The organism is Mycobacterium sp. NGS34 (genome assembly GCF_059812845.1).
In genome coordinates, this window is record NZ_JCALDM010000009.1 from 177,205 (window position 1) to 198,845 (window position 21,641).

The following is a 21,641-nucleotide window of genomic DNA, read 5'->3' on the forward strand; positions in this document are numbered from 1 at the left end:
CGATTCTGCGTCTTCTCGGTCTATGGGATCCGTAACCCGGGCCAGGTACGCTCCCATCCGCCAGCACACCCGGTCGGCGCCCCGGCGGGCAGTCCTAGGAGGACATCCGGTGAGTGTCCCTAATCAGTTGCAGCCAGACCCATTCCAAGACCGGACGTTTCTGCGCCGAGTGGTCGCCGCGTCCATGGCCGGCACGGTCGTCGAATGGTACGAATTCTTCCTCTACGGGACCGCGGCCACGCTGGTGTTCAGCAAGGTGTTCTTTCCACCCGGCGGAAACGAGCTCGACGCGATCCTCGCCTCCTTCGTGACCTACGCCGTGGGCTTCGCCGCCCGCCCGCTCGGCGGCCTCGTCTTCGGGCAACTGGGCGATCGGTACGGCCGCAAGAAGCTGCTGCAGTTCAGCCTGCTGCTGGTGGGCGCCGCGACCGTGCTGATGGGCTGCCTGCCCACCTTCGCGCAGGTCGGGTACTGGGCGCCGGCGCTGTTGGTGGTGCTGCGCTTCATCCAGGGCTTCGCCGTCGGTGGCGAGTGGGGCGGCGCCGTTCTGCTCGTCGCCGAGCACAGCCCCAAGGACAGCCGGGGCTTCTGGGCGAGCTGGCCCCAGGCGGCGGTGCCAGGCGGCAACATGCTCGCCACCGTCGTGCTGCTGTGCCTGACATGGACGCTCTCGGACGCGGCGTTTCTGAGCTGGGGCTGGCGCGTCGCCTTCTGGCTGTCCGCAGTTGTCGTGCTGATCGGCTACTACATCCGCACGAAGGTGACCGACGCGCCCATCTTCCTCGAGGCGCAACGGGAGGTCGACCGCACAAAGGCCAGGCAGTTGGGCGCCATCGAGGTCCTGAAGCGTTACCCGCGCGGCGTTTTCACCGCCATGGGCCTGCGCTTCGGCGAGAACACGATGTACTACCTCGTCGTCACCTTCACCATCACCTACCTCAAGGTCCACGTGCACACCAACACCAAGGCCATCCTGTCGTGGTTGCTCATCGCGCACGCCGTGCACTTCCTGGTCATCCCGCTGGCCGGACGCCTCAGCGACCGATTCGGCAGGCGCCCAATCTATTTCGTGGGCGCGGTCTGCGCGTGCACCTGGGGATTCTTCGCCTTCCCGATGATGGACACCCGCCGCAACGCGATCATCCTGGCGGCCGTCATCATCGGGCTGGTGTTCCACGGCGTCATGTACGCCGTCCAGCCGGCGGCCATGGCGGAAATGTTCCCGACCCGGATGCGCTACTCGGGGGTGTCGCTCGGCTACCAGGTCACGTCGATCGTCGCCGGGTCGCTGGCCCCGATCATCGCCGTTCGCCTGCTCGAGACCTACAAATCCTCGGTGCCCATTGCCTGGTACTTGGCGGCCACCGCGGCGGTGAGCGCCGTGGCCGCGCTGGCCGCCCGCGAGACCAAGGGCATCGACTTGGCGGCCGTCGACCGCGCCGACGCGCAGGCAATCCAGACGCAACCGACGGTGGCCGCACGGGACCGCGCGGCGCCCTGAGCAGCGCGAAGCCGAACTGCCCAGGTCAGAACCGATCGCTACCGATCGGCTGTCAGGTTGAGCCAATTTGTTTGTCGATCACGCTTGGCGGCAATGTTCCAAAAGAGGCGAGCGCGTCGGCCGGCCTTCGCGTTCGTCTAGGTCCCGTCGGTTCAGCCCGAGAGCCGACGGGGCCGCCTTTTTTCACGCGCTTGGCGGAGTAGCGTGCCGCATATGGACGGCTCGACTGGCGTGTGGATACTGGGCGGCTACCAAAGCGATTTCGCGCGCAACCTCACCAGGGAAGGCCGCGACTTCGCGTCCTTGACCGCCGAGGTCGTCGAGGCAACGCTCACCGCAGCGAAAGTGGACGCCGTCGATATCGGCGTCGTGCACGTCGGCAACGCCTTCGGCGAGATGTTCGCCGCCCAGGGTCACCTCGGGGCGATGCCGGCCACGGTTTGCGACCAACTCTGGGACACCCCGGCCTCGCGGCACGAGGCCGCGTGCGCGTCGGGCAGCGTGGCGGCGCTCGCGGCGATGGCGGACTTGCGGTCGGGCGCCTACGACACCGCGCTGGTGCTGGGCATCGAGCTGGAGAAGACGGTGCCGGGTGACACCGCCGCCCAGCACCTCGGCGCCGCCGCATGGACCGGGCACGAAGGCGCCGGCGCCCGATACCTGTGGCCGTCGATGTTCGCCGAGGTCGCCGACGAGTACGACCGGCGCTACGGCCTGGACGACGCGCACCTGCGCGCGGTCGCGCAGCTGAACTTCGCCAACGCGCGGCGCAACCCCAACGCCCAAACGCGCGGGTGGACGGTCCCCGACCCGATCACCGACGACGACGCGACCAACCCGATCACCGAGGGCCGGCTGCGCCGATTCGACTGCAGCCAGATGACCGACGGCGGCGCCGGCGTGGTTCTGGTCAACGACGCCTACCTGCGCGACCACCCCGACGCGCGCCCGATCGGCCGCATCGACGGCTGGGGACACCGCACCGTCGGGCTGGGTCTGCGGCAGAAGCTCGACCGCGCGGTCGACGACCCCTACGTCGTGCCCCACGTGCGGGCGGCGGTCCTCGACGCCCTGCGCCGGGCGCGGGTGACGCTCGACGACGTCGACGGGTACGAGGTGCACGACTGCTTCACGCCCAGCGAGTACCTCGCCATCGACCACATCGGGCTGACCGGGCCGGGCGAGTCGTGGAAGGCCATCGAAAACGGCGAGGTCGAGATCGGCGGCCGGCTGCCCATCAACCCCAGCGGCGGGCTGATCGGCGGCGGCCACCCCGTCGGGGCGTCCGGCGTCCGAATGCTGCTCGACGCCGCCAAACAGGTCAGCGGCACGGCAGGCGACTACCAGGTCGAGGGCGCCGAGACCTTCGGCACCCTCAACTTCGGCGGCAGCACCGCCACCACGGTCAGTTTCGTTGTCAGCAAAGGGATTTGATCATGGATGTCGAGATCGTCGGCAAGTACCTGTCCACCCTGCCCGAAGACGACGACCACCCCTACCGGACCGGTCCCTGGCGGCCGCAGACAACGGAGTGGGACGCCGACGACCTCACGGCCGTCACGGGTGAGATCCCCCGCGACCTGGACGGCGTCTACCTGCGCAACACCGAGAACCCGCTGCACCCGGCGCTGAAGACCTATCACCCGTTCGACGGCGACGGCATGCTGCACGTCGTCGGCTTCCGTGACGGAAAAGCCTTCTACCGCAACCGCTTTATCCGCACGGACGGTTTCCTGGCCGAGAACGAGGCCGGCGAACCGCTGTGGCCCGGTCTGGCCGAAGCGGTGCAACTGACCAAGCGGGAGGACGGCTGGGGCGCTCGCACCCGAATGAAGGACGCGTCGAGTACCGACGTGATCGTCCACCGGGGAGTCGCGCTGACCAGTTTCTACCAGTGCGGCGATCTGTACCGGGTCGACCCGTACTCGGCGAACACGATCGGCAAGGAGAGCTGGAACGGGCGCTTCCCCAGCGACTGGGGCGTGTCGGCGCATCCCAAGGTCGACGGCAAAACCGGCGAGCTGCTGTTCTTCAACTACAGCAAGCAGGAGCCGTACATGCGCTACGGCGTCGTCGACGAGAGCGACGAACTGGTCCACTACGTCGACATCCCGCTGCCCGGGCCGCGGCTGCCACACGACATGGCGTTCACCGAAAACTACGTGATACTCAACGATTTCCCGTTGTTCTGGGATCCGCGGCTGCTCGAGCACGACGTGCACCTGCCGCGGTTCTATCCCGACATCCCGTCGCGCTTCGCCGTGCTCCCCCGCCGGGGCTCGACGAGCGACATCCGATGGTTCGAGGCGGACCCGACCTTCGTCCTGCACTTCGTCAACGCCTACGAGGACGGCGACGAGATCGTGCTCGACGGCTTCTTCGAGGGCGATCCCCAGCCGCTCGACACCGGGGGAACCAAGTGGGAGAAGCTCTTTCGGTTCCTGGCGCTGGATCGGCTGCAGGCCCGGCTGCACCGGTGGCGGTTCAACCTGGTGACCGGCGCGGTGACCGAAGAGCCGCTGTCGGAATCGATCACCGAGTTCGGGACGATCAACCCCGACTACGCCACGACCGGCTACCGGTACACCTACGCCGCCACCGGCAAGCCGGGCTGGTTCCTGTTCGACGGCCTGGTCAAGCACGACGTGCGCACCGGCAACCAGGAGGGTATCTCCTTCGGCGACGGCGTGTACGGAAGCGAGACCGCGATGGCGCCGCGGGTCGGCTCGACCGGTGAGGACGACGGCTACCTGGTCACCCTGACCACCGACATGAATGCCGACGCCTCCTACTGCGTGGTCTTCGACGCCGCCCGCATCGGCGACGGACCGGTGTGCAAAATCCAACTCCCCGAACGCATTTCCAGCGGCACGCATTCGACGTGGGCGCCGGGCGATCAGCTGCGGCGCTGGCATACCGCGGACTCGGCGGCAAGCGCGGTCGGGCTGTGACGATGCCGCACCGCCGTCGGCACACGCATTGGCCCCCGCAGCTGGCGCCGCTCGGCGGCCTCCGCTTTGCCCGGCGCTCGTCGAACTTCGAAGAGACCGTGCGGTTTTACCGCGAGCTGGTGGGGCTGCCGCTCTACGAAACGTTCGAAGCCAGCTACGGCAGCAACGGCGCGATCTTCGGCCTGCCCAGCTGGAACCTGACGTTGGAGATCGTCGAGTCGGTCGAGCCCGTCGCCGTGGACCCCCACGAACAGCTGTGCCTGTACTTCCCGGACGCCGAGGCGCAGCAGGCCGCGATCGCGCGGCTGCGGGCGGCGGGCCTGGTGCCCGTGCAGCAGCACCCGTACTGGGAGGCCACGGGCGCAGTCACGTATCGCGACCCCGACGGGCGTGAAATCGTGTTCGCGCCCTTCGTGTTCGGCGTCAACGAGCCCGAGGACAGCGGCACGTCGGGTAAGCACGAGTTCCCGTCGGGCTGACGCCTCAGCGCCCCGAGGCCAGCGCGGTGATCACCGCCACGAGGGAGCACGCCACGGCGAAGGCCGCGCCCACGGCGCCGACGTAGAGGCCGTATTCCGCCGACACCGGCGGGTTGACGTTGAGCTTGTAGTACCACACAGTGAGAGCGGCTATCAGCAGCGAAATGACCAGCGCCGCAACGGAAGCGGCCTTTGCCGACAGCCCGCGGCCCACCATCGCCCCGGCCACCAGCAGCGTCGAGGACAGCAACACGATGAGCTGTCCCGCGCCGAAGCCCCTCGGTAGTATCAGGTTGCCGTGGGTGCCCCCGATGGCGTTGGCCCAGCCCCCGCCGCCCGCCGCCGTGGTCAGCCACGGCATCCAGGTGCTGGCCGAGATGAGCAGGGCGAAAAATGCCACCAGCCAACCAGGGCGCAGGCGGCGAGTCATGGTTGGGAGATTAGCTGACTCGCCGCCGCGCTGGTGCGACCAACTCCCGCTAGCCCTGCAACGAAGACAGGTTGAAGATGACGCCGGTCGGGTCGCTCGCCGCGGCCAACCGTCCGTACGGGGTGTCCTCGGCGGCCTGCACCACGGCGCCGCCGTTGTCGGCGATCACCCGCAGCGTCTTGTCGACGTCCTCGGCGCCGAAGAAGATCGTCCAATTCGACGGGACGCCCTCGGGCAGGCAGCCGACGCCGTCCATCACGCCGAGCAACTGTTCTCCATCGAAGGATGCTGTGACGTAACGGAATTCGTCGGTGTCGGACACCACGTCGGTGCGCCAGCCGAAAACCTGCTGGTAAAAGTCCACGGCGGCGCGGAAGTCGCGCGTGGTCAGCTGGTGCCACACGGGCGAGCCGGCCTCACCGATCACCTCGAAGCCGCGGTGCTCCAGCGGCTGCCATAAACCGAAGTGCGCTCCGGTCGGGTCGGCCGCCAAGGCCATGACGCCCTTGGCCGGCACCTCGTGGGGTCCCATGAACACCGAGCCACCCGCCGCCGTCACGGCCGACACCGTCGCGTTGATGTCGGCGGTGTCGAAGTAAGTGGTCCAGCCGTCGGGCAGCTGAGACTCGGGGTGGTTGGCCATCAGGCCGGCGACCCGGTGGCCGTCCTTCGCGGCGTTGACGTATCCGCCGTATTCGGGCCCGGCGGATTCGAACGTCCAGCCGAAGAGCGTGCCGTAGAAGTCCTGGGCGCGGTCCAGGTCCGACGTCGCCAAATCGATCCAGCAGGGAGCGCCCAGCGGCGCGCCGTCACGGATGGGCACGATGATCTCCTCCTGAGGTGTCTTGGCCCCGTGATCGGGGTTCACACCTATCGACTACCGCCGACCCGAAAACTCATCGGCCGCGCGATCAGCGACGGACGCCACCGTCTCCGTTCGTGTGCGGATCGGCGGCGGTGAACACCCGAACGAAGTTCCGCAGCGATTGGTTGATGTCGCTGCGCAGCGCGGCGGCCACGATCATGCCGATCGGCCCGAACAGCGCGGGACCACCGAGGTGCACATCGAAGCCAACGGTCGAGCCCTCGTCCGCGGGCCGCACCTTGGCCATCAGCTTGACCTTCACCCCGCCGACACCGTCGCCGTTCAGTGTCATACCCTCCGGCGGCTTGTACCGCACGACCGTCCACTTGATCCGGTTGTACATGCCCTTGACCTCGACGATCGATTCGACGACCGTCCCCTTATCGATGTCGTCGGGCAATGTGCTGCGCCACACCTTATGGATGGTCAGCCATTCCCTATACCGGGACAGGTCGGAGGCGTGCTTCCAGGCGACCTCGGGCGGCAGTGGGACGTCGATCGATCCGGAAAGTTTCGCCATGGTTCAGCTCTACTGATCCCCGTGAGCGGCGCCGTCTGCAGCTTTCTTCGCCTCTTCGGCCACCTTGTGGATGGTGTCGGTGTACTTGCCCTGCGTCTTGTCGTCGACGATTTCGCCGGCCTTGTCGATCGCCGTCCCGACCTTGTCGGCGTTCTGCGCCAACAGGCCCTTCGCCTTGTCCAGGAATCCCATCTGCGCGTCCTTCCCCGAGGATTCGCCTGGAATTTTACTTGCCGGCCGTCGCCGGCTCCCGCCACAGCCGCGGCCGCACCCCCAGCAGCCGGGCCCGGATCCACCACGTCGCCTCGATCGCGGCGGCGCCCACCACGCCGATCCCCAGCGCGGTCGACGTCAATGCCACATTGGACGGGTCGAGCAGGAACTTCTCCTGCGCCAGCGGGAGGCTGAAGATCACGACGTAGGCCAGGCCGGAGAACACGACCAGGGCCACCCGCCACCATTGGTAGGGCCGCGCGGCCACCGCGAGCACCCACAGCGCGGTCACCAGCAACGTGATCAGCGCCGCCGTCGACGCCTGCTCCTGTTGCCGGAACGTGGCGTGTCGCCCGTGGTAGGCCACCAGGTAGGAGGCGAACGTCGCTGCGCCGACGACAAGCCCGGACGGCAGCGCCGACGACACCACCCGGCGCACGAAGCCCGGGTACGCGCGTTCGTTGTTGGGTGCCAGCGACAGGATGAACGACGGGATCCCGATGGTGAACCACGCCGCGATGGTGACGTGGATCGGCTGGAACGGGTACAGCAGCGGGTCGGCGTGCAGCGGCTTGGCGAGCAGGCATTCGATGCCCACGAACAGCGCCAGCAGCACCGAGTACACCGTCTTGGTCAAGAACAGGCTGGCGACCCGCTCGATGTTGCCGATTACCCGCCGGCCCTCGCCGACGACGTACGGCAGCGTGGCAAATCTGTTGTCCAGCAGGACGATCTGCGCCACCGCCCGCGAGGCGGGACTGCCGGCGCCCATCGCCACGCCGATGTCGGCGTCCTTGAGTGCCAGCACGTCGTTGACGCCGTCGCCGGTCATCGCGACGCTGTGGCCGTGCGATTGCAGCGCCCGCACGATGGCCCGCTTCTGGTCGGGCCGCACCCGCCCGAAGGTGGTGTGGCTGTCCAGCGTGTCGGCCAGCGCGGCCGGGTCCGTGGGAAGTTGGCGGGCATCCATGGTGTCGCCGCGCAGCCCGAGCTTGCCGGCGACGGCCCTGACCGACACCGCGTTGTCGCCCGAGATCACCTTGACCGAAACATCTTGGGCGGCAAAATAAGCCAGAGTCTCGCGGGCGTCAGGTCGCACCCTCTGTTCGAGCACCACCAGCGCGACGGGGGTGACCCGGCCCGGCGCGTCCGGGTGGTCCACGGCCACGTCGCCGCGGCCCAGCAGCAGGACCCGCAGCCCCTGGGCTCCGATGCCCTCCGCCCGTTCGGCGGCCTCCGACTCCGGATCCAGCAGCACGTCGGGCGCGCCGATCACCCAGTCGCCGCGGTCACCGAAGGACACGCCGCTCCACTTGGTGGCCGATTTGAAAGGCGCGGTGGCGGTAGGGATCCAGCCCGGCGGCCCGTCGTAGGTTTCGGCGATCGCGCGAATGCTGGCGTTGGGGCGCGCGTCGGCCGCGGCCAGGGAGGCCAGCGCGTCGGCGACCGGCTGGGACTGCGCGAGCTCGACTACCTCGGCGACCCGCATCCCGCTTTCGGTCAGGGTGCCGGTCTTGTCGGCGCACACCACGTCGACGCGCGCCAATCCCTCGATGGCGGGCAGTTCCTGCACCAGGCACTGGCGCTGGCCGAGCCGAATCACCCCGACCGCGAACGCGACCGACGTCAGCAGGACCAGCCCCTCGGGCACCATCGGCACCAGCGCGCCGACCGTCCGCAGCACCGATTGCCGCCAGCCGGCGTGCGTGGTGAAGAACTGCGTGTAGATCGTCAGCAGACCGGCCGGCACCAGCAGGTAGGTGACGAACTGCAGGATCCGGTTGATGCCGTTGCGCAGTTCGGATTTCACCAGGCTGAACTTGCTGGCCTCCTCGGCGAGCTTGACGGCATAGGCCTCGGGCCCGACCTTCGTGGCGCGGTAGGCACCGACGCCGGCGACGACGAAGCTGCCGGACATCACCGCCGCACCCGGGACCTTGGTGATCGGGTCGGCCTCGCCGGTCAACAGCGATTCGTCGACCTCGAGGTTCTCCTCCTCGACGACCTCGCCGTCGACGACCACCTGGTCGCCGGGGCCGAGCTCGATGATGTCGTCGAGCACGACCTCGCTCGGCATCAGGTTGGTGGTCCCGGACTGCCTGCGCACCAACGGTTTCGCCTGCCCGACGATCGCCAGCTTGTCCAGCGTCTGCTTGGCCCGGATCTCCTGCACCATGCCGATGACGCTGTTGGCGATGATGAGCAGGCCGAACAGCCCGTTGATCACCGAGCCCGTCGCCAGCACGATCAGCAGCAGAACGCCGAGGATCGCGTTGATCCGGGTGAAGACGTTGGCGCGGACGATGGCGGCGACGCTGCGGGTGGCGCGTTCGGGGACGGCGTTGGTCTTGCCCTCGGCCACCCGCTGGGCCACTTCGGCATCGGTGAGGCCCGCGATCATCGGGTGAAGGTCCCCAGCTTGTCGGAGTCGAAGTACTCCAGGTTCAGCGTGTTGCCGGTGAACATAGCTTTGGAAACCGTTCCGGGCGGGGCGTTTTCGTCGGTCACGGTGAACGTGAAGGTGTCGCCGTCCCAGTGCGTCAGCGGGAAGGTCCGATTTTTCGGTCCCAGCGACAGCTGCAGCGCGCCGTCGCGCTCGGTGACGACGGCCGGGCCCCAGTAGTCGCTGGCGTAGACGCCGGCGTAGTCGTGCGCCGGCCGGGCGGGCGCGGGGTTGGCCGGGGGCTGCTTGCCGACCAGCAACCCTTCGGGGTTGTTCATCCAGCCGATCGCCTGCTTGTACTTCTCGGCCCAGTTTTCGCGAATCTGTCCGTATTGCACCAGATCCATGAATTCGGCGGTCAGCGTCTCCGGCACGCCGATGGGCGCCGCGTTCGTCAGCGCGATGATGCCCAGATCCTCGGACGGCAGAACCACGAAATTCGTCGCCGCCCCCAGCGAGAAAGCGCCGGAATGGCTGTACTCGGTGCGGCCCGACGAGGTCACCGACACGTTGAAGCCGTAACCGTAGAAGCCGGACCGCGCCTTCGGCGTCGTCGCGGGAACCGAGACGGCCTGCGCGGTGGTGGCGGGCAGCAGGGCTTCCGGGGGCGCGATGCGCTGACCCTGGTAAGTACCGTTGCCCAGCAACATGATCAGCCAGTGCGCCATGTCGTTGACCGATGAGCTCACCCCGCCCGCGGCCGACTGCGGATCCGGATCGCGCTGGAAGCGCGGCTCCCACTTGTCGCCGACCTTGACGTGGGTGACCGCGCGGTCGGGCCGCGCGAGAAAGTCGGCGAACCGCGAACTCGTGGCCGTCATCCCCAGCGGGCGGTACAGCACGTCGGCGGACAGCTCCTCCCACGGCTTGCCCGCCGCCGCCGCGACCGCCTCGGCGGCCGCGGTCACCCCGAAGTTGGTGTAGGCATAGCTGTTTCGGAAGGCGGCCAGGGGCAGGTACTTGAGGCGTTCGAGAACCTGCCGGCGGTCGTAGCCCAGGTCCTCCAGCTTGTCACCGGCGTGGTCGGGCAGCCCGGATCGGTGCGAGTACAGGTCGGCGACGGTCACGTGGCCGGTGACGTAGGGGTCGCCCAGCGCGAACCACGGCAGCTTCGACACCACGGGCGTGTCCCAGGTGACCACGTTGTCGCCCACTTCGCGCGCCACCACCGTCGCACCGACGGATTTGGACACCGACGCCAATTGGAAGACGGTGTCCGCGCCCACCTTGTTGTCCTGCGCATCGCCCTTGCTCGCGTCCCTGACACCGAATCCCTTGGCGTATATGGTCTTTCCACCGTGCACGATGGCGACGGCCATTCCGGGGATGCCGGTGCTTTTCATCAAGTCGCCGACGAGGCCGTCGACCTTTGCCACGGCCTCGTCGACGCGGCCGGCGGGGATGGCCAGGCCCGACACCTCGTTGGGTGGCGCGTCGGACAGCGCGGGCGGCGGCCCAGAGACCGGCTGCGCGGGGCCGCATCCCGTCAACGCGAGCAAAGCCACCGTCGCCGCAGTTGCCGCGCGTTTCGTCATGGCCGCACACTTTAGCGCGACAACAATGCCCGCCGGAACGACAATCGATTTAACATTCCGGACCCCCCGCGGACACGACGCGGCCGCACATTTATTTCCAAGACAGCGCTAGGAAAGGTCTTCGACACGGACCATTTGGACATTGACAATCCCTACTGGGAGTCCGTCAGGGATTGCGTCGAGGCCGACAGTTTCCGGGGCAACCCCGTGGTCGGCGAATTTCGTTTGGACCGAAGCGTGGAAGAAAGCATGGCGCGCGCGCCGAACCGGCAGCTGCTTGTCCGGAAATACTGCTGGACCATCCCCGATCCCGACACCGTGAGCTTCGTCGTGGACCACGCGCACGGCGGCCTGGTGGATCCGATCGCGGGGACGGGCTATTGGGCCTACCTGCTCGCACAGGCGGGCGTCGGCGTCGTCTGCTACGACCTAAACCCGGGTGCCGACCTGATCACCAACGGATGGCACGACGAACACCTGTACGCCGAGGTCGGTGCGAAGGACTGCGCGGAAGCGGCGGCGCTGCACCCCGACAGGACGCTGTTCCTCTCGTGGCCGCCCTACGGCCAGGATGTCGGCGCGCGAATCCTGCTGGCCTACAAGGGAAATCGTGTCATTTACGTCGGCGCCGGCCACGGCGGCCCCACGGGAGACGATCGCATGCACCGGATACTCGATACCCACTGGACCGAGGTCGATTCCCGCCAGCCGGTCCAATGGTGGGGCCAACACGATCGGGTGACGGTCTACGAGCGGGTCAGAGCCGCCACCACGGGTTGAACCTGCGCGGTTCGGCGGGATCGATGCGCTGGCCGGGCAGCGGCACGGCCACGTCGACCTTCGCGGGGGTTGCCGCCGCCAGCAGGCGCTCGACGGGCTCCGCCCACGGGTGGGGCGCCAGCCGGAAGGTCCCCCAGTGGACGGGCACCAGCAGCCCCGAACCCGAGTCGGTGACGTCCAGGTGCGCGCGAACCGCCTCCTCGGGGTTCATGTGGATGTCCGGCCACGCGGTGTTGTAGGCGCCGATCGGCAGCAGGGTGAGGTCAAACGGGCCGTGGTCGGCGCCGATCTGCGTGAAGCTCTTGGTGTAGCCGGTGTCGCCCCCGAAATAGGCGCGGTGGCGGGGACCGAGAAAGACCCAGGACGCCCACAGCGTGGTGTTGCGGTCGAAGAAGCGGCCCGAAAAGTGCCGCGCCGGCTTGCAAATCACCGTGAGCTCGTCGAGCTTGGCGCCCTGATGCCAGTCGAGTTCGACGATGCGGTGCTCGGGAATCCCCCACGCGCGCAGGTGGGCCCCCACCCCGAGCGGCACGAAGAACGGGGCGCGCTGCGTGTGCGCCAGCGCCATGACGGTGTCGATGTCGAGGTGGTCGTAGTGGTCGTGGCTGATCACCACCGCGTCGACCGCGGGCAGCCCCTCCAGTTGCACCGGCGGGGGGTGCAGCCGCTGCGGCCCGACGGTGTCCGACGGCGAGCATCGATTGCTCCACACCGGGTCGGTGAGCACGCGGTAGCCGTCGATTTCCAGCAGCGCCGTCGAGTGACCGAACCAGCTGACGGCCAGCCGGGCGGCGTCCCCGTCGAAGATTTGCGGGGCGGCGAGCGGGATCGGCGCCTTCGGACGGCTGCCGCCGCGGTTACCCAGGAACTCCCAGACGATGAGCCGTAGCTCCTCGCGATCCATCTGGTAGACCGACGCGGGGTCGAGGTTGACGAACTCGCCGTCGGAATAGTGCGGCGACCCCTGGGCCACCGCGCGGATCGACGCGGGCGACGCACCCAGGGCGGCCGGGGCGCCGTGCAGCGCGCGCACCAACCAACTGCCGACCGCCAGCGAGGCCGTGCCGGCGGCCAGTCGCAGCGCCCCCCGCGGCATACCTGTCAGGCTCCCTGGAACTTCGGTGGCCGCTTCTCGATCCGCGCAACCTGCGCCTCGACGACGTCCTGACTCGCCCAGGCTCGGTCGAAGAGCTCCTTGTGCTCGGGCCACTGCTCCTCGTAGGCGCCGTCGTCGTTGAGCACCCGCTTGGCGTGCTGTATCGCCAGCGGCGCCAGGTGCGATACCTCGGCGGCCCAGGCCTGCGCGTCGGCCAGCGTCCCGATGCGGTTCGCCATTCCGGTCTGCAGCGCCTCCTCCGCGCTGAGCTTCTCCGCGGTCAGCAGCATCGCGCGGGCCCGTCCGTGTCCGACCAGCGAAGACAATCGGCGAATGCTCCAGTTATCAAGGGCCAGGCCGTATTTCGAGGTTGGAAACTGGAAGAACGCGTCCGGTGCGGCGACCCGCAGATCGCATCGCATGGCCAGCTGCAGGCCGGCGCCGATTGCGGGCCCGTTGATGGCACCGATCACGGGTACGGGAACCGCGTCCATGACCCTGTGCAGCTCGATGAGCCGGTCGGGATAGTCGGCGGCGAATACGTCTCCGGACAGGTCCGCGCCGGCACAGAACACGGTGCCCTGGCCGGTCAGCACGATCACCCGCGTCGACCCGTCGTCGCCGGCCTTCTGGATCGACTCGCGCAACTCGTCGACGAGCTGGGAATTCAGCGCATTGCGGCGCTCGGGCCGCTGCAGCTCGATGGTCATAACGGCTTCGGTCTGGGTGACGCCGATCATTCACCCAGCCTATATAGCCTCTTATGGTGACTCGTATCACGACCGATCAACTCCGGGATGCCGTGCTAGACGAGGGCTCCTTCGTGAGCTGGGACAGCGATCCGATGGCCGTGCCGGTGTCCGAGTCCTATGCGCGCGAGCTCGCCGACGCCCGGGCCGCAACCGGCCGGGACGAAGCCGTGCTGACCGGCGAGGGCCGCATATTCGGGCGCCGCGTCGCGGTCGTGGTGTGCGAGTTCGACTTCCTCGGCGGCTCGATCGGCGTGGCCGCGGCCGAACGGATCACCGCCGCCGTGGAACGCGCGACCGCCGAGCGGCTGCCGCTGCTGGCCTCGCCGAGTTCCGGCGGCACCCGCATGCAGGAGGGCACGGTCGCGTTCCTGCAAATGGTGAAGATCGCCGCTGCTGTCACGCTGCACAAGCGAGAACACCTGCCCTACTTGGTCTACCTGCGCCACCCGACCACCGGCGGGGTGTTCGCGTCGTGGGGCTCGCTGGGCCACATCACGATCGCCGAGCCGGGCGCCCTGATCGGGTTCCTCGGGCCCCGCGTCTACCAGCTGCTCTATGGCGAACCGTTCCCGGCCGGCGTCCAGACCGCGGAGAACCTGCAGCGGCACGGGGTGATCGACGGCGTGGTTGCGCTCGACGAGCTGCGCCCGATGCTGGATCGCGCGCTGAGGGTGATCGCCGATCCGCCCGGCGCGCTGCCCGAGGCGTCGCCACCCGAGCCGACGCCCGACGTGTCGGCGTGGGACTCCGTCGTGGCGTCACGACGGCCGGACCGGCCGGGCGTCGGGCACCTGCTGCGGCACGGCGCCACCGACTGCGTGCTGCTGTCCGGCACGGGTCGCGGTGAAGCGGCGACCACGCTGCTGGCGCTGGCCCGCTTCAACGGCCAGCCCGCGGTGGTCCTGGGTCAGCAGCGGGTCAGCGGGGGGCTCGTCGGGCCCGCCTCGCTGCGTGAGGCCCGGCGCGGCATGGCGTTGGCCGCCGAGCTGCGGCTGCCGCTGGTGCTGCTCATCGACGCCGCCGGACCCGCGCTGTCGACCGAGGCCGAGGAGGGCGGGCTGGCCGGCCAGATCGCGCAGTGCTTGGCCGAGCTTGTCACGCTGGAGACGCCGACGGTGTCGGTGCTGTTGGGCCAGGGCAGCGGGGGGCCGGCGCTGGCGATGGTGCCCGCCGACCGGGTGCTGGCCGCGCTGCACGGCTGGCTGGCGCCGCTGCCGCCGGAGGGCGCCAGCGCGATCGTGTACCGCGACACTGTCCATGCCCCGGAACTCGCTGGGGCCCAAGGCATTCGGTCGGCCGATCTCTTGGACTCCGGAATCGTCGACGCCATCGTCCCAGAGCATCCCGACGCCGCCGACGAACCGACCGAGTTTTCCCAACGGCTGTCCCGCGCCATCGCGGCCGAGGTGCGGGCGCTGCGCGAGGTCCCGCCCGCCGAGCGGCTGGCCGCGCGGCTGGGGCGCTACCGGCGCATCGGCCTGCCCCGCACCGCCCGCCAACGCGACACTTAACTCGCGCACACGACACGCCGGCGCGCGTCGCAGCCGTTTAAGTCTCGGCGTCCGCCGCCACCCCGAGGTAACGCTGGATCGTCGGCCCCAGCCAGTCGACGATCTCGTCGCGGCTCATCGCGACGACCGGCGGCAGCCGTAACACGAAGCGGCACAACGCCATGCCCAAGATCTGCGTGGCGATCAATCCCGCCCGCACCCCGGACTCCCCGGCCGGCACCAGCGTGGCGACCAGCGGCTCCAGTTGGGTCCCGAAAATTTCCTGCATCCGTTGCGCGGCTTCACCATTGGTGGCGCTGGATCGCAGCAGGATGACCAGCGCCTCGTCGCCCTCCCAGCGTTCCAGAAAGTGCCGGACCACCGCCCGCCCGACCTGCGCGCGGTCACCCGCGGCGAGTTCGGGGAATCGGAGGTCGAAGTCCGCCGCGGCCGCGAACAGCTTGTCCTTGCTGCCGTAGTAGCGCATCACCATCGCGGGATCCACCCCGGCGTCCGCGGCGATCGCCCGAATGGTGGCGGCCTGGAAACCCGACGCGCCGAACCGCTCGCGGGCCGCCGCCAGGATCGCGGCCTTGGTCCGCTCCGAAGACCTCTTCATGTCAACGATTGTAGGCCAACAACTGTTGACATCCGGCGTCCGACGCGCCAGCATGGAATCAGGTCAACAAGCGTTGACTTATGTCAAGAGAGGAGCCAACCATGAACGACACCGACGTCCTGGTGGTAGGCGCGGGCCCCACCGGCCTCGCACTGGGCGCTTCCCTGATCGCCAAGGGGGTCCACGCGGTCGTGGTGGACGCGCTGGCCGAGGGCCAGAACACCACCCGCGCGGCCGTGGTGAACGCCCGCACGCTCGAGGTGCTCGAGGGGCTGGACGTGGCCCGGCGGATGGTCAAAGAAGGGCTGATCGCGCGGCGGTTCACCATGCGCGCGGGCCGGCAAATCCTGATCCCCGTCGACTTCAGCGAGCTCCCGACGAAGTATCCGTACAGCCTGATGCTCTCCCAGGCCGACACCGAACGGCTGCTGCTGGGGCGACTGCACGAGCTGGGCGGCGCAGTCCTGAGGCCCAAGACCCTGCGCCGGCTCACCCCGGACGAAAACGGCGTCACCGCCGCCTTCGACGACGGCGACACCATTCGGGCCGGCTACGTCGTCGGCGCCGACGGCATGCACAGCACGGTGCGCGAACAGGCCGGAATCGGTTTCACGGGAAGCGAATTCGCCGAGTCCTTCGTACTCGCCGACGTCCGCCTGGCGGGCGGGGCGCCCCGCGACGAGGTGATCCTGTTCTACGCCAAGGAAGGCCTGACCGTGGTGGCCCCGCTGCCCGGCGACATCTTCCGCATAGTCGCGCCGACCGCGGACGCACCGAAGACGCCGACGGTCGAGTTCGTGCAGGCGCTGCTGGATTCCCGCACCTTCGGACGCGGCGAGTTGGCGGTCACCGAACTGCTGTGGGGCACGCGGTTCCACATCCACCACCGGGTCGCCGACACCTACCGGGCCGGCCGGCTGCTGCTGGCCGGAGACGCCGCCCACGTGCACAGCCCCGCCGGGGGCCAGGGCATGAACCTCGGCATCACCGACGCGATCGCACTGGCCGGCGCGCTCACCGAAGTGCTGGGCGGCGGCCCCGATACGGCCCTGGACACCTACGCCGCCACCCAGCGGCGATGGGCCGAGCAGGTGCTCACGCTGACCGGACGCCTGACCCGGATGTCCACCCTGCCGCGCCCGTTGCGCCCGATCCGCAACTCGGGGATACGCCTGGCCGCGCAGGTCCCCGCCGTGCGGCGGCAGCTCGCGGTCCAGCTCAGCGGCCTGAGTCGCCGCTGATCGCGGCCGCCCGCTGTTGAGCCGCGCCTCCCACCGCCACCGCCGACAATCAGGCAAGATGGGCGGCATGGACACTGGTCCCACCTCGCCCCGGGTATTGGTCGTCGACGACGACTCCGACGTACTCGCCTCGCTGGAGCGTGGCCTGCGCCTGTCCGGATTCGAGGTATCGACGGCGGTCGACGGTGCCGAGGCGTTGCGCAGCGCCACCGAGACGCGGCCGGACGCGATCGTGCTCGACATCAACATGCCGGTGCTGGACGGCGTCAGCGTCGTCACGGCGCTGCGGGCCATGGACAACGACGTGCCGGTCTGCGTGCTGTCCGCCCGCAGCTCGGTCGACGACCGGGTGGCGGGGCTGGAGGCCGGCGCCGACGATTACCTGGTCAAGCCGTTCGTGCTGGCCGAGCTGGTCGCGCGGGTGAAGGCGCTGCTGCGCCGCCGCGGCTCCACCGCCACCTCGTCCTCCGAAACCATCACGGTCGGCCCGCTGGAGGTGGACATCCCCGGGCGGCGCGCGCGGGTCAACGGCGTCGACGTCGACCTGACCAAGCGCGAGTTCGACCTGCTCGCGGTGCTGGCCGAGCACAAGACCGCGGTGCTGTCCCGCGCGCAGCTGCTGGAGCTGGTGTGGGGCTACGACTTCGCCGCCGACACCAACGTCGTCGACGTGTTCATCGGGTACCTGCGTCGCAAGCTGGAAGCCAACGGCGGTCCCCGGCTGCTGCACACCGTCCGCGGAGTCGGGTTCGTGCTGCGAATGCAGTAGCCATGCAGTAGCCAGATGTCACAGTCATGAACCTCCTGTCCCGGATCTTTGCCCGTACGCCCTCGCTGCGGACCCGGGTGGTGCTCGCGACGGCCATCGGCGCGGCGATTCCCGTGCTGATCGTCGGCGCCGTCGTCTGGGTCGGGATCACCAACGACCGCAAGGAACGGCTGGACCGCCGCCTCGACGAGGCCGCCGGTTTCGCGATCCCCTTCCTGCCGCGCGGTCTCGACGAAATCCCGCGCTCACCGAACGACCGCGACGCGATCATGACGATCCGCCGCGGCAACCTGGTCAAGTCGAATTCCGACGTCACGCTGCCCAAGCTCGACGGCGACTACGGCGATGCCTACGTCAACGGTGTGCGCTACCGGGTCCGGACGGTGGAGATACCCGGGCCGGGACCGAGTTCGCTCGCCGTCGGCGCCACCTACGACGCCACCATCGCCGAGACCAACAACCTGCACCGGCGGGTCATGCTGATCTGCGGATTCGCGATCGGCGCGGCGGCCGTATTCGCCTGGCTGCTGGCGGTATTCGCGGTGCGGCCGTTCAAACAGCTGGCCCAGCAGACCCGATCGATCGACGCGGGCGACGAGGCGCCGCGGGTCGAAGTGCACGGCGCCAGCGAGGCCGTCGAGATCGCCGAGGCGATGCGCGGGATGCTGCAGCGCATCTGGGACGAGCAGAACCGGACCAAGGAGGCGCTCGAGTCGGCCCGCGACTTCGCGGCGGTGTCCTCCCACGAGCTGCGCACCCCCCTGACGGCGATGCGCACCAACCTCGAGGTGCTCACCACCCTCGACCTGTCCGACGACCAACGCAAAGAGGTGGTCAGCGACGTCATCCGCACCCAGGCGCGCATCGAGGCCACGCTGAGCGCGCTGGAGCGGTTGGCCCAGGGCGAGCTGTCCACGTCGGACGATCAGGTGCCGGTCGACATCACCGAGTTGCTCGACCGCGCGGCGCACGACGCCATGCGCGTCTACCCCGACCTCGATGTCTCCCTGGTGCCCTCGCCGACCTGCATCATCGTGGGCCTGCCCGCCGGGTTGCGCCTCGCCGTCGACAACGCGATCGCCAACGCCGTCAAACACGGCGGCGCCACCCAGGTCCAACTGTCGGCGGTCAGCTCGCGCGCCGGGGTCGAGATCGCCGTCGACGACAACGGCGGCGGGGTCCCGGAGTCCGAGCGCCAGGTGGTGTTCGAGCGGTTCTCGCGCGGGTCGACGGCCTCGCATTCGGGGTCGGGCCTGGGGCTGGCGTTGGTGGCCCAGCAGGCGCACCTGCACGGTGGGACGGCCTCGCTGGAAGACAGCCCGCTGGGCGGCGCGCGGCTATTGCTGCGCATCCCCGCCCCGACCTAACCTTTTCACGTCGAACGTCGAGTTGTGGCGGGGAATCGCGCGTTTTGGCGCAACTAGTCGACGTTCGGCCGCGGGCTACTTCCTCGAGCTCTTGCACCACGGCGTGAAACACGCCCGCGCCGCGGCCGCCTCGTCCTTGAACCAGACCTGCGCGACGGTCGGGTCGTAGGCCGGGTCGTCGGGCGTGTAGTAGAGCCGGGTATCCGAGCGGCCCTTCACCAGCCAGCCCGCCGGCCCGCCGCCATCCGGCGTGGCGCGCGCGGATCCGGGGCCGTAGGGCTCGTACGGCAGCACCGGGATCCACTTGGTGGGCGACTCGTGGTGTTTGGCGACAGGGGCCTGCTTCGCCGGGCGTGGCTTGGCGCCCGGTGGCCGCTTGCCCGGCGCAACCTTGCGCGGCGGCGGCCTCTTGCCGGGCGGAATCTTCTTCGTCGGCGATCCCTTGGCGGCTGGGCGGGCCTTCTTCGCCGGCGCCTTTTTCGCGGCCGGTCGCTTGCCCGCCGGTTTTCCAGCGGCCGGTTCACGCTTTGGAAAAAATCGGCGAAGGAACGAAAATCCGGTCTTGGGTGCCTTTTCCGCCGCGGCGGCCGGCGGCTCCGGGACGACGGGAATCTCGGTGGTCTCGGGTTCCGGCTCGACGGGGATCATGGCCGTCGGCGGTTCTTGGTCGACGGGAATCTGCGTCGTCTCGGGCTCCGGCTCGACCGGGATCATGGCGGTCGGCTCTTGGTCGGTGGGAGTCTCCGTCGGCGTGGACTCCGGCTCGACGGGAAGCTCCGCGAGCTCGGCCAGGCGATCGATCGGGATGATTTCCGTCGCCGGGTCTTCGGCGGTCCGCGACCGCTTCGGCATGAACCGTCGGAACGATCGGGCGGGCTTGGGCGATTCTTCCGCGGCCGGGGCCGTGGTCGGCGGCTCGTCCGCGGGCGGACTCGGCGGCGCCTCCTGCTCGACGGGAACCATCTCGGTCGGCCGCTCGTCCGTGGCCGGAACCTGCGGCTTCTCAGGCTCTTTCGCGGCCGGCGGATGCGACATCAACAGGTCATGGATCGTTATCGTCGGCCGCTCTTCGGCGTCCGGAACCTTCGTCGTCTCAGGCACTTCCGCGGCGGGGGGCTTCGTCATCAACAGGTCATGCGGGACGGAGATCGTCGTCGTCGGCCGCTCTTGGGCAACCGAAATCGCCTCATGCTCGACGGGGATCACGCTCGTGGGCCGCTCGGGTTCGGTCTCCGGCGCCGGCCCGTGGTCAATCGGCATCACCACTGGCACCTGGCGTTTGACGGGGCGCACCGTCAACGCGAGCGTCAACACCAACCCCATCACGAATGCCAGGGCGAACATCCACCAGTGCACGTGCGTCATCCCTCGTCGCCCGTCTCATGCCGGTTCGCGGCCACGGGGACTTCCTCGACGACGACGCGCTTGTTCAAGATGTTGGAGATCACGCGGGCGACGGCCGAACCCGCCAGGAAAGCGAGCAGGTACCACACCCACTGGATCACGAAGTCCATGCGCGATCTCCTTAGCTCACAACGATTTCGACTCGGCGGTTCTTGGCGCGACCGTCGACCGTGTCGTTGGAGGCGACGGGGTTGACCGAACCGAGACCCTTGACGACCAGCACAGCGCCCGTGACGCCGTTGGCAATCAGAAAGTCGGCCACCCGTTGGGCCCGCTGGCTGCTCAAAGCGACGTTGATCGCCTCGACGCCGGAATTGTCGCTGAAGCCGTTGATCGTGGCGTGCGCTGCCGGGCACGCCTTGAGCCTGCCCGACACCTGGATCAGGATCTGGTTGTCGGCCGGGGTCAGGCTGAACCCGTCGTTCGCGAACACAATCGGCCCGCCCGTCAGGGCATTGATCGCCGACTGCAGGTCGGCGCATTGCGCCGCAGCGGGCGGCGGGACCGGCGCGTTGACGGCGAGTTTGTCAACGACGTTCAGGGTGGACCACGTGCGCATCGCCTGCTGACTGATGGCGTTCTTTTGGTCTTGGGATGCCGCGGTGCCCGCCAGGGTGATCGTGTCCCCGCCGACCACGAGGCTGAAATCGGGAATTTCCGCGCCGGCTTTGAATATCGGTGCGGCCTTGGAGAAGTCGAGCGCGTCGATGTTGGGGTTGATGCGGGTCTGGTCGACGATGTTGCCGCCCGGCGGCAGGGCGGCGCCGACCGCCTTCAGCAGGGCCGCCTTGGCGGAGTCGTCGGGAAAGTCGCCGACGAGCGTGATGTCGTTGCCGCTGCGGGTGATTGACAGCGGCGCCAGGGACACCTTGGGGGCTGCGGTCGTGCTCGTCGGCACCGGGCCGCCCGGCCCGTGGGCGGGCCGCGGTCGATCGAACCCGCCGTAGCCGATCGCAGCTATCAGCAACGGAATTAACGCCGCCGCGATCAGCCAGGGAAGGCCGGCCGAAGGCCGGTGAACCTCCGGCGCCGGCGCCGAGTCGGTGCTTGCGGACGGATGCCGCAAACCCGTGCCTACCCCCACTTTTGCGTCTCCCCTCGGTTCGCTCCCCCGACGTTTGCATATTCCAGGCGATATGCAGCCTACCCAGTCCGCGCGGCAACGCCTGGCAAGTCGGGCACACTA

General features: G+C 68.9%; 21 protein-coding genes and 1 pseudogene. 9 read left to right on the plus strand and 13 right to left on the minus strand.

Features of this window, described 5'->3' with window-relative positions; translation table 11 throughout:
* The first annotated feature begins 109 nt into the window (after positions 1–109).
* From AC5Y7V_RS22195 to AC5Y7V_RS22210, 4 genes are all read left to right on the plus strand, one after another.
* Complete coding sequence (locus AC5Y7V_RS22195; protein ID WP_499882166.1) at positions 110–1,501, plus strand: MFS transporter; 1,392 nt, start codon at positions 110–112, stop codon at positions 1,499–1,501.
* Positions 1,502–1,714: 213 nt separating this feature from the next.
* Positions 1,715–2,935, plus strand: coding sequence for an acetyl-CoA acetyltransferase (locus AC5Y7V_RS22200; RefSeq protein ID WP_499882167.1), 1,221 nt, complete (start codon positions 1,715–1,717; stop codon positions 2,933–2,935).
* Positions 2,936–2,937: 2 nt separating this feature from the next.
* Positions 2,938–4,452, plus strand: a complete 1,515-nt coding sequence (locus AC5Y7V_RS22205) for a carotenoid oxygenase family protein (protein WP_499882168.1) — start codon at positions 2,938–2,940, stop codon at positions 4,450–4,452.
* Between the two features lie 2 nt (positions 4,453–4,454).
* Entirely contained in the window at positions 4,455–4,931 is a 477-nt protein-coding gene (locus tag AC5Y7V_RS22210) for a VOC family protein (RefSeq protein WP_499882215.1), read from the plus strand.
* Positions 4,932–4,935: 4 nt separating this feature from the next.
* On the opposite strand, the gene AC5Y7V_RS22215 is transcribed toward AC5Y7V_RS22210, so the two are convergent.
* From AC5Y7V_RS22215 to AC5Y7V_RS22240, 6 genes are all read right to left on the minus strand, one after another.
* Entirely contained in the window at positions 4,936–5,361 is a 426-nt protein-coding gene (locus tag AC5Y7V_RS22215; protein ID WP_499882169.1) for a hypothetical protein, read from the minus strand.
* 49 nt (positions 5,362–5,410) lie between these two features.
* The gene (locus AC5Y7V_RS22220; protein ID WP_499882170.1) at positions 5,411–6,184 is read right to left on the minus strand and encodes a VOC family protein; all 774 of its coding nucleotides are present in this window, start codon (positions 6,182–6,184) and stop codon (positions 5,411–5,413) included.
* 88 nt (positions 6,185–6,272) lie between these two features.
* Positions 6,273–6,746, minus strand: coding sequence for a type II toxin-antitoxin system Rv0910 family toxin (locus tag AC5Y7V_RS22225; RefSeq protein WP_499882171.1), 474 nt, complete (start codon positions 6,744–6,746; stop codon positions 6,273–6,275).
* A 9-nt stretch (positions 6,747–6,755) separates the two neighbouring features.
* Positions 6,756–6,938: an antitoxin gene (locus AC5Y7V_RS22230; protein WP_499882172.1), complete on the minus strand. Its 183-nt coding sequence runs from the start codon at positions 6,936–6,938 to the stop codon at positions 6,756–6,758.
* 34 nt (positions 6,939–6,972) lie between these two features.
* On the minus strand, positions 6,973–9,360 hold the full coding sequence (locus tag AC5Y7V_RS22235) for an HAD-IC family P-type ATPase (RefSeq protein WP_499882173.1): 2,388 nt from the start codon (positions 9,358–9,360) through the stop codon (positions 6,973–6,975).
* Positions 9,357–10,937: a serine hydrolase gene (locus tag AC5Y7V_RS22240; protein ID WP_499882174.1), complete on the minus strand. Its 1,581-nt coding sequence runs from the start codon at positions 10,935–10,937 to the stop codon at positions 9,357–9,359. Before AC5Y7V_RS22240 ends, AC5Y7V_RS22235 begins: the two co-directional genes overlap by 4 nt.
* A gap of 249 nt (positions 10,938–11,186) precedes the next feature.
* On the opposite strand from AC5Y7V_RS22240, the gene AC5Y7V_RS22245 reads away from it, so the two are divergent.
* A complete protein-coding gene (locus AC5Y7V_RS22245; RefSeq protein ID WP_499882175.1) occupies positions 11,187–11,717 on the plus strand; it encodes a hypothetical protein in 531 nt (176 codons plus the stop codon).
* On the opposite strand, the gene AC5Y7V_RS22250 is transcribed toward AC5Y7V_RS22245, so the two are convergent.
* Positions 11,695–12,813: an MBL fold metallo-hydrolase gene (locus AC5Y7V_RS22250; protein ID WP_499882176.1), complete on the minus strand. Its 1,119-nt coding sequence runs from the start codon at positions 12,811–12,813 to the stop codon at positions 11,695–11,697. The two genes, AC5Y7V_RS22245 and AC5Y7V_RS22250, sit on opposite strands and share 23 nt — an antisense overlap.
* Before the next feature lie 5 nt (positions 12,814–12,818).
* The gene (locus AC5Y7V_RS22255) at positions 12,819–13,553 is read right to left on the minus strand and encodes an enoyl-CoA hydratase (protein WP_499882177.1); all 735 of its coding nucleotides are present in this window, start codon (positions 13,551–13,553) and stop codon (positions 12,819–12,821) included.
* 26 nt (positions 13,554–13,579) lie between these two features.
* Between AC5Y7V_RS22255 and AC5Y7V_RS22260 the strand changes: the two genes are divergently transcribed.
* Entirely contained in the window at positions 13,580–15,076 is a 1,497-nt protein-coding gene (locus tag AC5Y7V_RS22260) for a carboxyl transferase domain-containing protein (RefSeq protein ID WP_499882178.1), read from the plus strand.
* Between the two features lie 37 nt (positions 15,077–15,113).
* On the opposite strand, the gene AC5Y7V_RS22265 is transcribed toward AC5Y7V_RS22260, so the two are convergent.
* Positions 15,114–15,674, minus strand: coding sequence for a TetR/AcrR family transcriptional regulator (locus AC5Y7V_RS22265; protein ID WP_499882179.1), 561 nt, complete (start codon positions 15,672–15,674; stop codon positions 15,114–15,116).
* A 101-nt stretch (positions 15,675–15,775) separates the two neighbouring features.
* On the opposite strand from AC5Y7V_RS22265, the gene AC5Y7V_RS22270 reads away from it, so the two are divergent.
* Genes AC5Y7V_RS22270 through AC5Y7V_RS22280 form a run of 3 tightly spaced genes read left to right on the plus strand, consistent with a single transcriptional unit; the run spans position 15,776 to position 19,051 of the window.
* Positions 15,776–16,915 carry an FAD-dependent monooxygenase gene (locus tag AC5Y7V_RS22270; protein ID WP_499882180.1) on the plus strand — a complete coding sequence of 380 codons (1,140 nt, stop codon included), beginning with the start codon at positions 15,776–15,778 and terminating at the stop codon, positions 16,913–16,915.
* A gap of 58 nt (positions 16,916–16,973) precedes the next feature.
* On the plus strand, positions 16,974–17,684 hold the full coding sequence (gene prrA / locus AC5Y7V_RS22275; RefSeq protein ID WP_142276448.1) for a two-component system response regulator PrrA: 711 nt from the start codon (positions 16,974–16,976) through the stop codon (positions 17,682–17,684).
* Positions 17,685–17,710: 26 nt separating this feature from the next.
* On the plus strand, positions 17,711–19,051 hold the full coding sequence (locus tag AC5Y7V_RS22280; RefSeq protein WP_499882181.1) for a HAMP domain-containing sensor histidine kinase: 1,341 nt from the start codon (positions 17,711–17,713) through the stop codon (positions 19,049–19,051).
* A gap of 75 nt (positions 19,052–19,126) precedes the next feature.
* Here AC5Y7V_RS22280 and arfC (AC5Y7V_RS22285) read toward each other — a convergent pair whose 3' ends face one another.
* From arfC (AC5Y7V_RS22285) to arfA, 4 genes and pseudogenes are all read right to left on the minus strand, one after another.
* Positions 19,127–20,311: a channel accessory protein ArfC, sunset domain variant gene (gene arfC / locus AC5Y7V_RS22285; protein WP_499882216.1), complete on the minus strand. Its 1,185-nt coding sequence runs from the start codon at positions 20,309–20,311 to the stop codon at positions 19,127–19,129.
* Between the two features lie 15 nt (positions 20,312–20,326).
* Positions 20,327–20,416, minus strand: a pseudogene (arfC, locus tag AC5Y7V_RS22290) (channel accessory protein ArfC); the annotation flags it as partial.
* Positions 20,413–20,565: a channel accessory protein ArfB gene (gene arfB, locus AC5Y7V_RS22295; protein ID WP_499882182.1), complete on the minus strand. Its 153-nt coding sequence runs from the start codon at positions 20,563–20,565 to the stop codon at positions 20,413–20,415. The gene arfB and the pseudogene arfC (AC5Y7V_RS22290), both read right to left, overlap by 4 nt.
* A gap of 11 nt (positions 20,566–20,576) precedes the next feature.
* Positions 20,577–21,539: a channel-forming protein ArfA/OmpATb gene (gene arfA / locus AC5Y7V_RS22300; protein WP_499882183.1), complete on the minus strand. Its 963-nt coding sequence runs from the start codon at positions 21,537–21,539 to the stop codon at positions 20,577–20,579.
* Between the last annotated feature and the right edge of the window lie 102 nt (positions 21,540–21,641).

Bases quoted from the DNA above. Each gene is read 5' to 3' on its own strand.
- AC5Y7V_RS22230 (WP_499882172.1), bottom strand. From the start codon at position 6,938: ATGGGATTCCTGGACAAGGCGAAGGGCCTGTTGGCGCAGAACGCCGAC.
- arfC (WP_499882216.1), bottom strand. From the start codon at position 20,311: ATGCCGATTGACCACGGGCCGGCGCCGGAGACCGAACCCGAGCGGCCC.
- AC5Y7V_RS22235 (WP_499882173.1), bottom strand. From the start codon at position 9,360: ATGATCGCGGGCCTCACCGATGCCGAAGTGGCCCAGCGGGTGGCCGAG.
- prrA (WP_142276448.1), top strand. From the start codon at position 16,974: ATGGGCGGCATGGACACTGGTCCCACCTCGCCCCGGGTATTGGTCGTC.
- AC5Y7V_RS22215 (WP_499882169.1), bottom strand. From the start codon at position 5,361: ATGACTCGCCGCCTGCGCCCTGGTTGGCTGGTGGCATTTTTCGCCCTG.
- AC5Y7V_RS22200 (WP_499882167.1), top strand. From the start codon at position 1,715: ATGGACGGCTCGACTGGCGTGTGGATACTGGGCGGCTACCAAAGCGAT.
- AC5Y7V_RS22245 (WP_499882175.1), top strand. From the start codon at position 11,187: ATGGCGCGCGCGCCGAACCGGCAGCTGCTTGTCCGGAAATACTGCTGG.
- AC5Y7V_RS22240 (WP_499882174.1), bottom strand. From the start codon at position 10,937: ATGACGAAACGCGCGGCAACTGCGGCGACGGTGGCTTTGCTCGCGTTG.
- AC5Y7V_RS22205 (WP_499882168.1), top strand. From the start codon at position 2,938: ATGGATGTCGAGATCGTCGGCAAGTACCTGTCCACCCTGCCCGAAGAC.
- AC5Y7V_RS22250 (WP_499882176.1), bottom strand. From the start codon at position 12,813: ATGCCGCGGGGGGCGCTGCGACTGGCCGCCGGCACGGCCTCGCTGGCG.
- AC5Y7V_RS22255 (WP_499882177.1), bottom strand. From the start codon at position 13,553: ATGATCGGCGTCACCCAGACCGAAGCCGTTATGACCATCGAGCTGCAG.
- AC5Y7V_RS22225 (WP_499882171.1), bottom strand. From the start codon at position 6,746: ATGGCGAAACTTTCCGGATCGATCGACGTCCCACTGCCGCCCGAGGTC.
- AC5Y7V_RS22270 (WP_499882180.1), top strand. From the start codon at position 15,776: ATGAACGACACCGACGTCCTGGTGGTAGGCGCGGGCCCCACCGGCCTC.
- AC5Y7V_RS22280 (WP_499882181.1), top strand. From the start codon at position 17,711: ATGAACCTCCTGTCCCGGATCTTTGCCCGTACGCCCTCGCTGCGGACC.
- AC5Y7V_RS22265 (WP_499882179.1), bottom strand. From the start codon at position 15,674: ATGAAGAGGTCTTCGGAGCGGACCAAGGCCGCGATCCTGGCGGCGGCC.
- arfB (WP_499882182.1), bottom strand. From the start codon at position 20,565: ATGGACTTCGTGATCCAGTGGGTGTGGTACCTGCTCGCTTTCCTGGCG.
- AC5Y7V_RS22210 (WP_499882215.1), top strand. From the start codon at position 4,455: ATGCCGCACCGCCGTCGGCACACGCATTGGCCCCCGCAGCTGGCGCCG.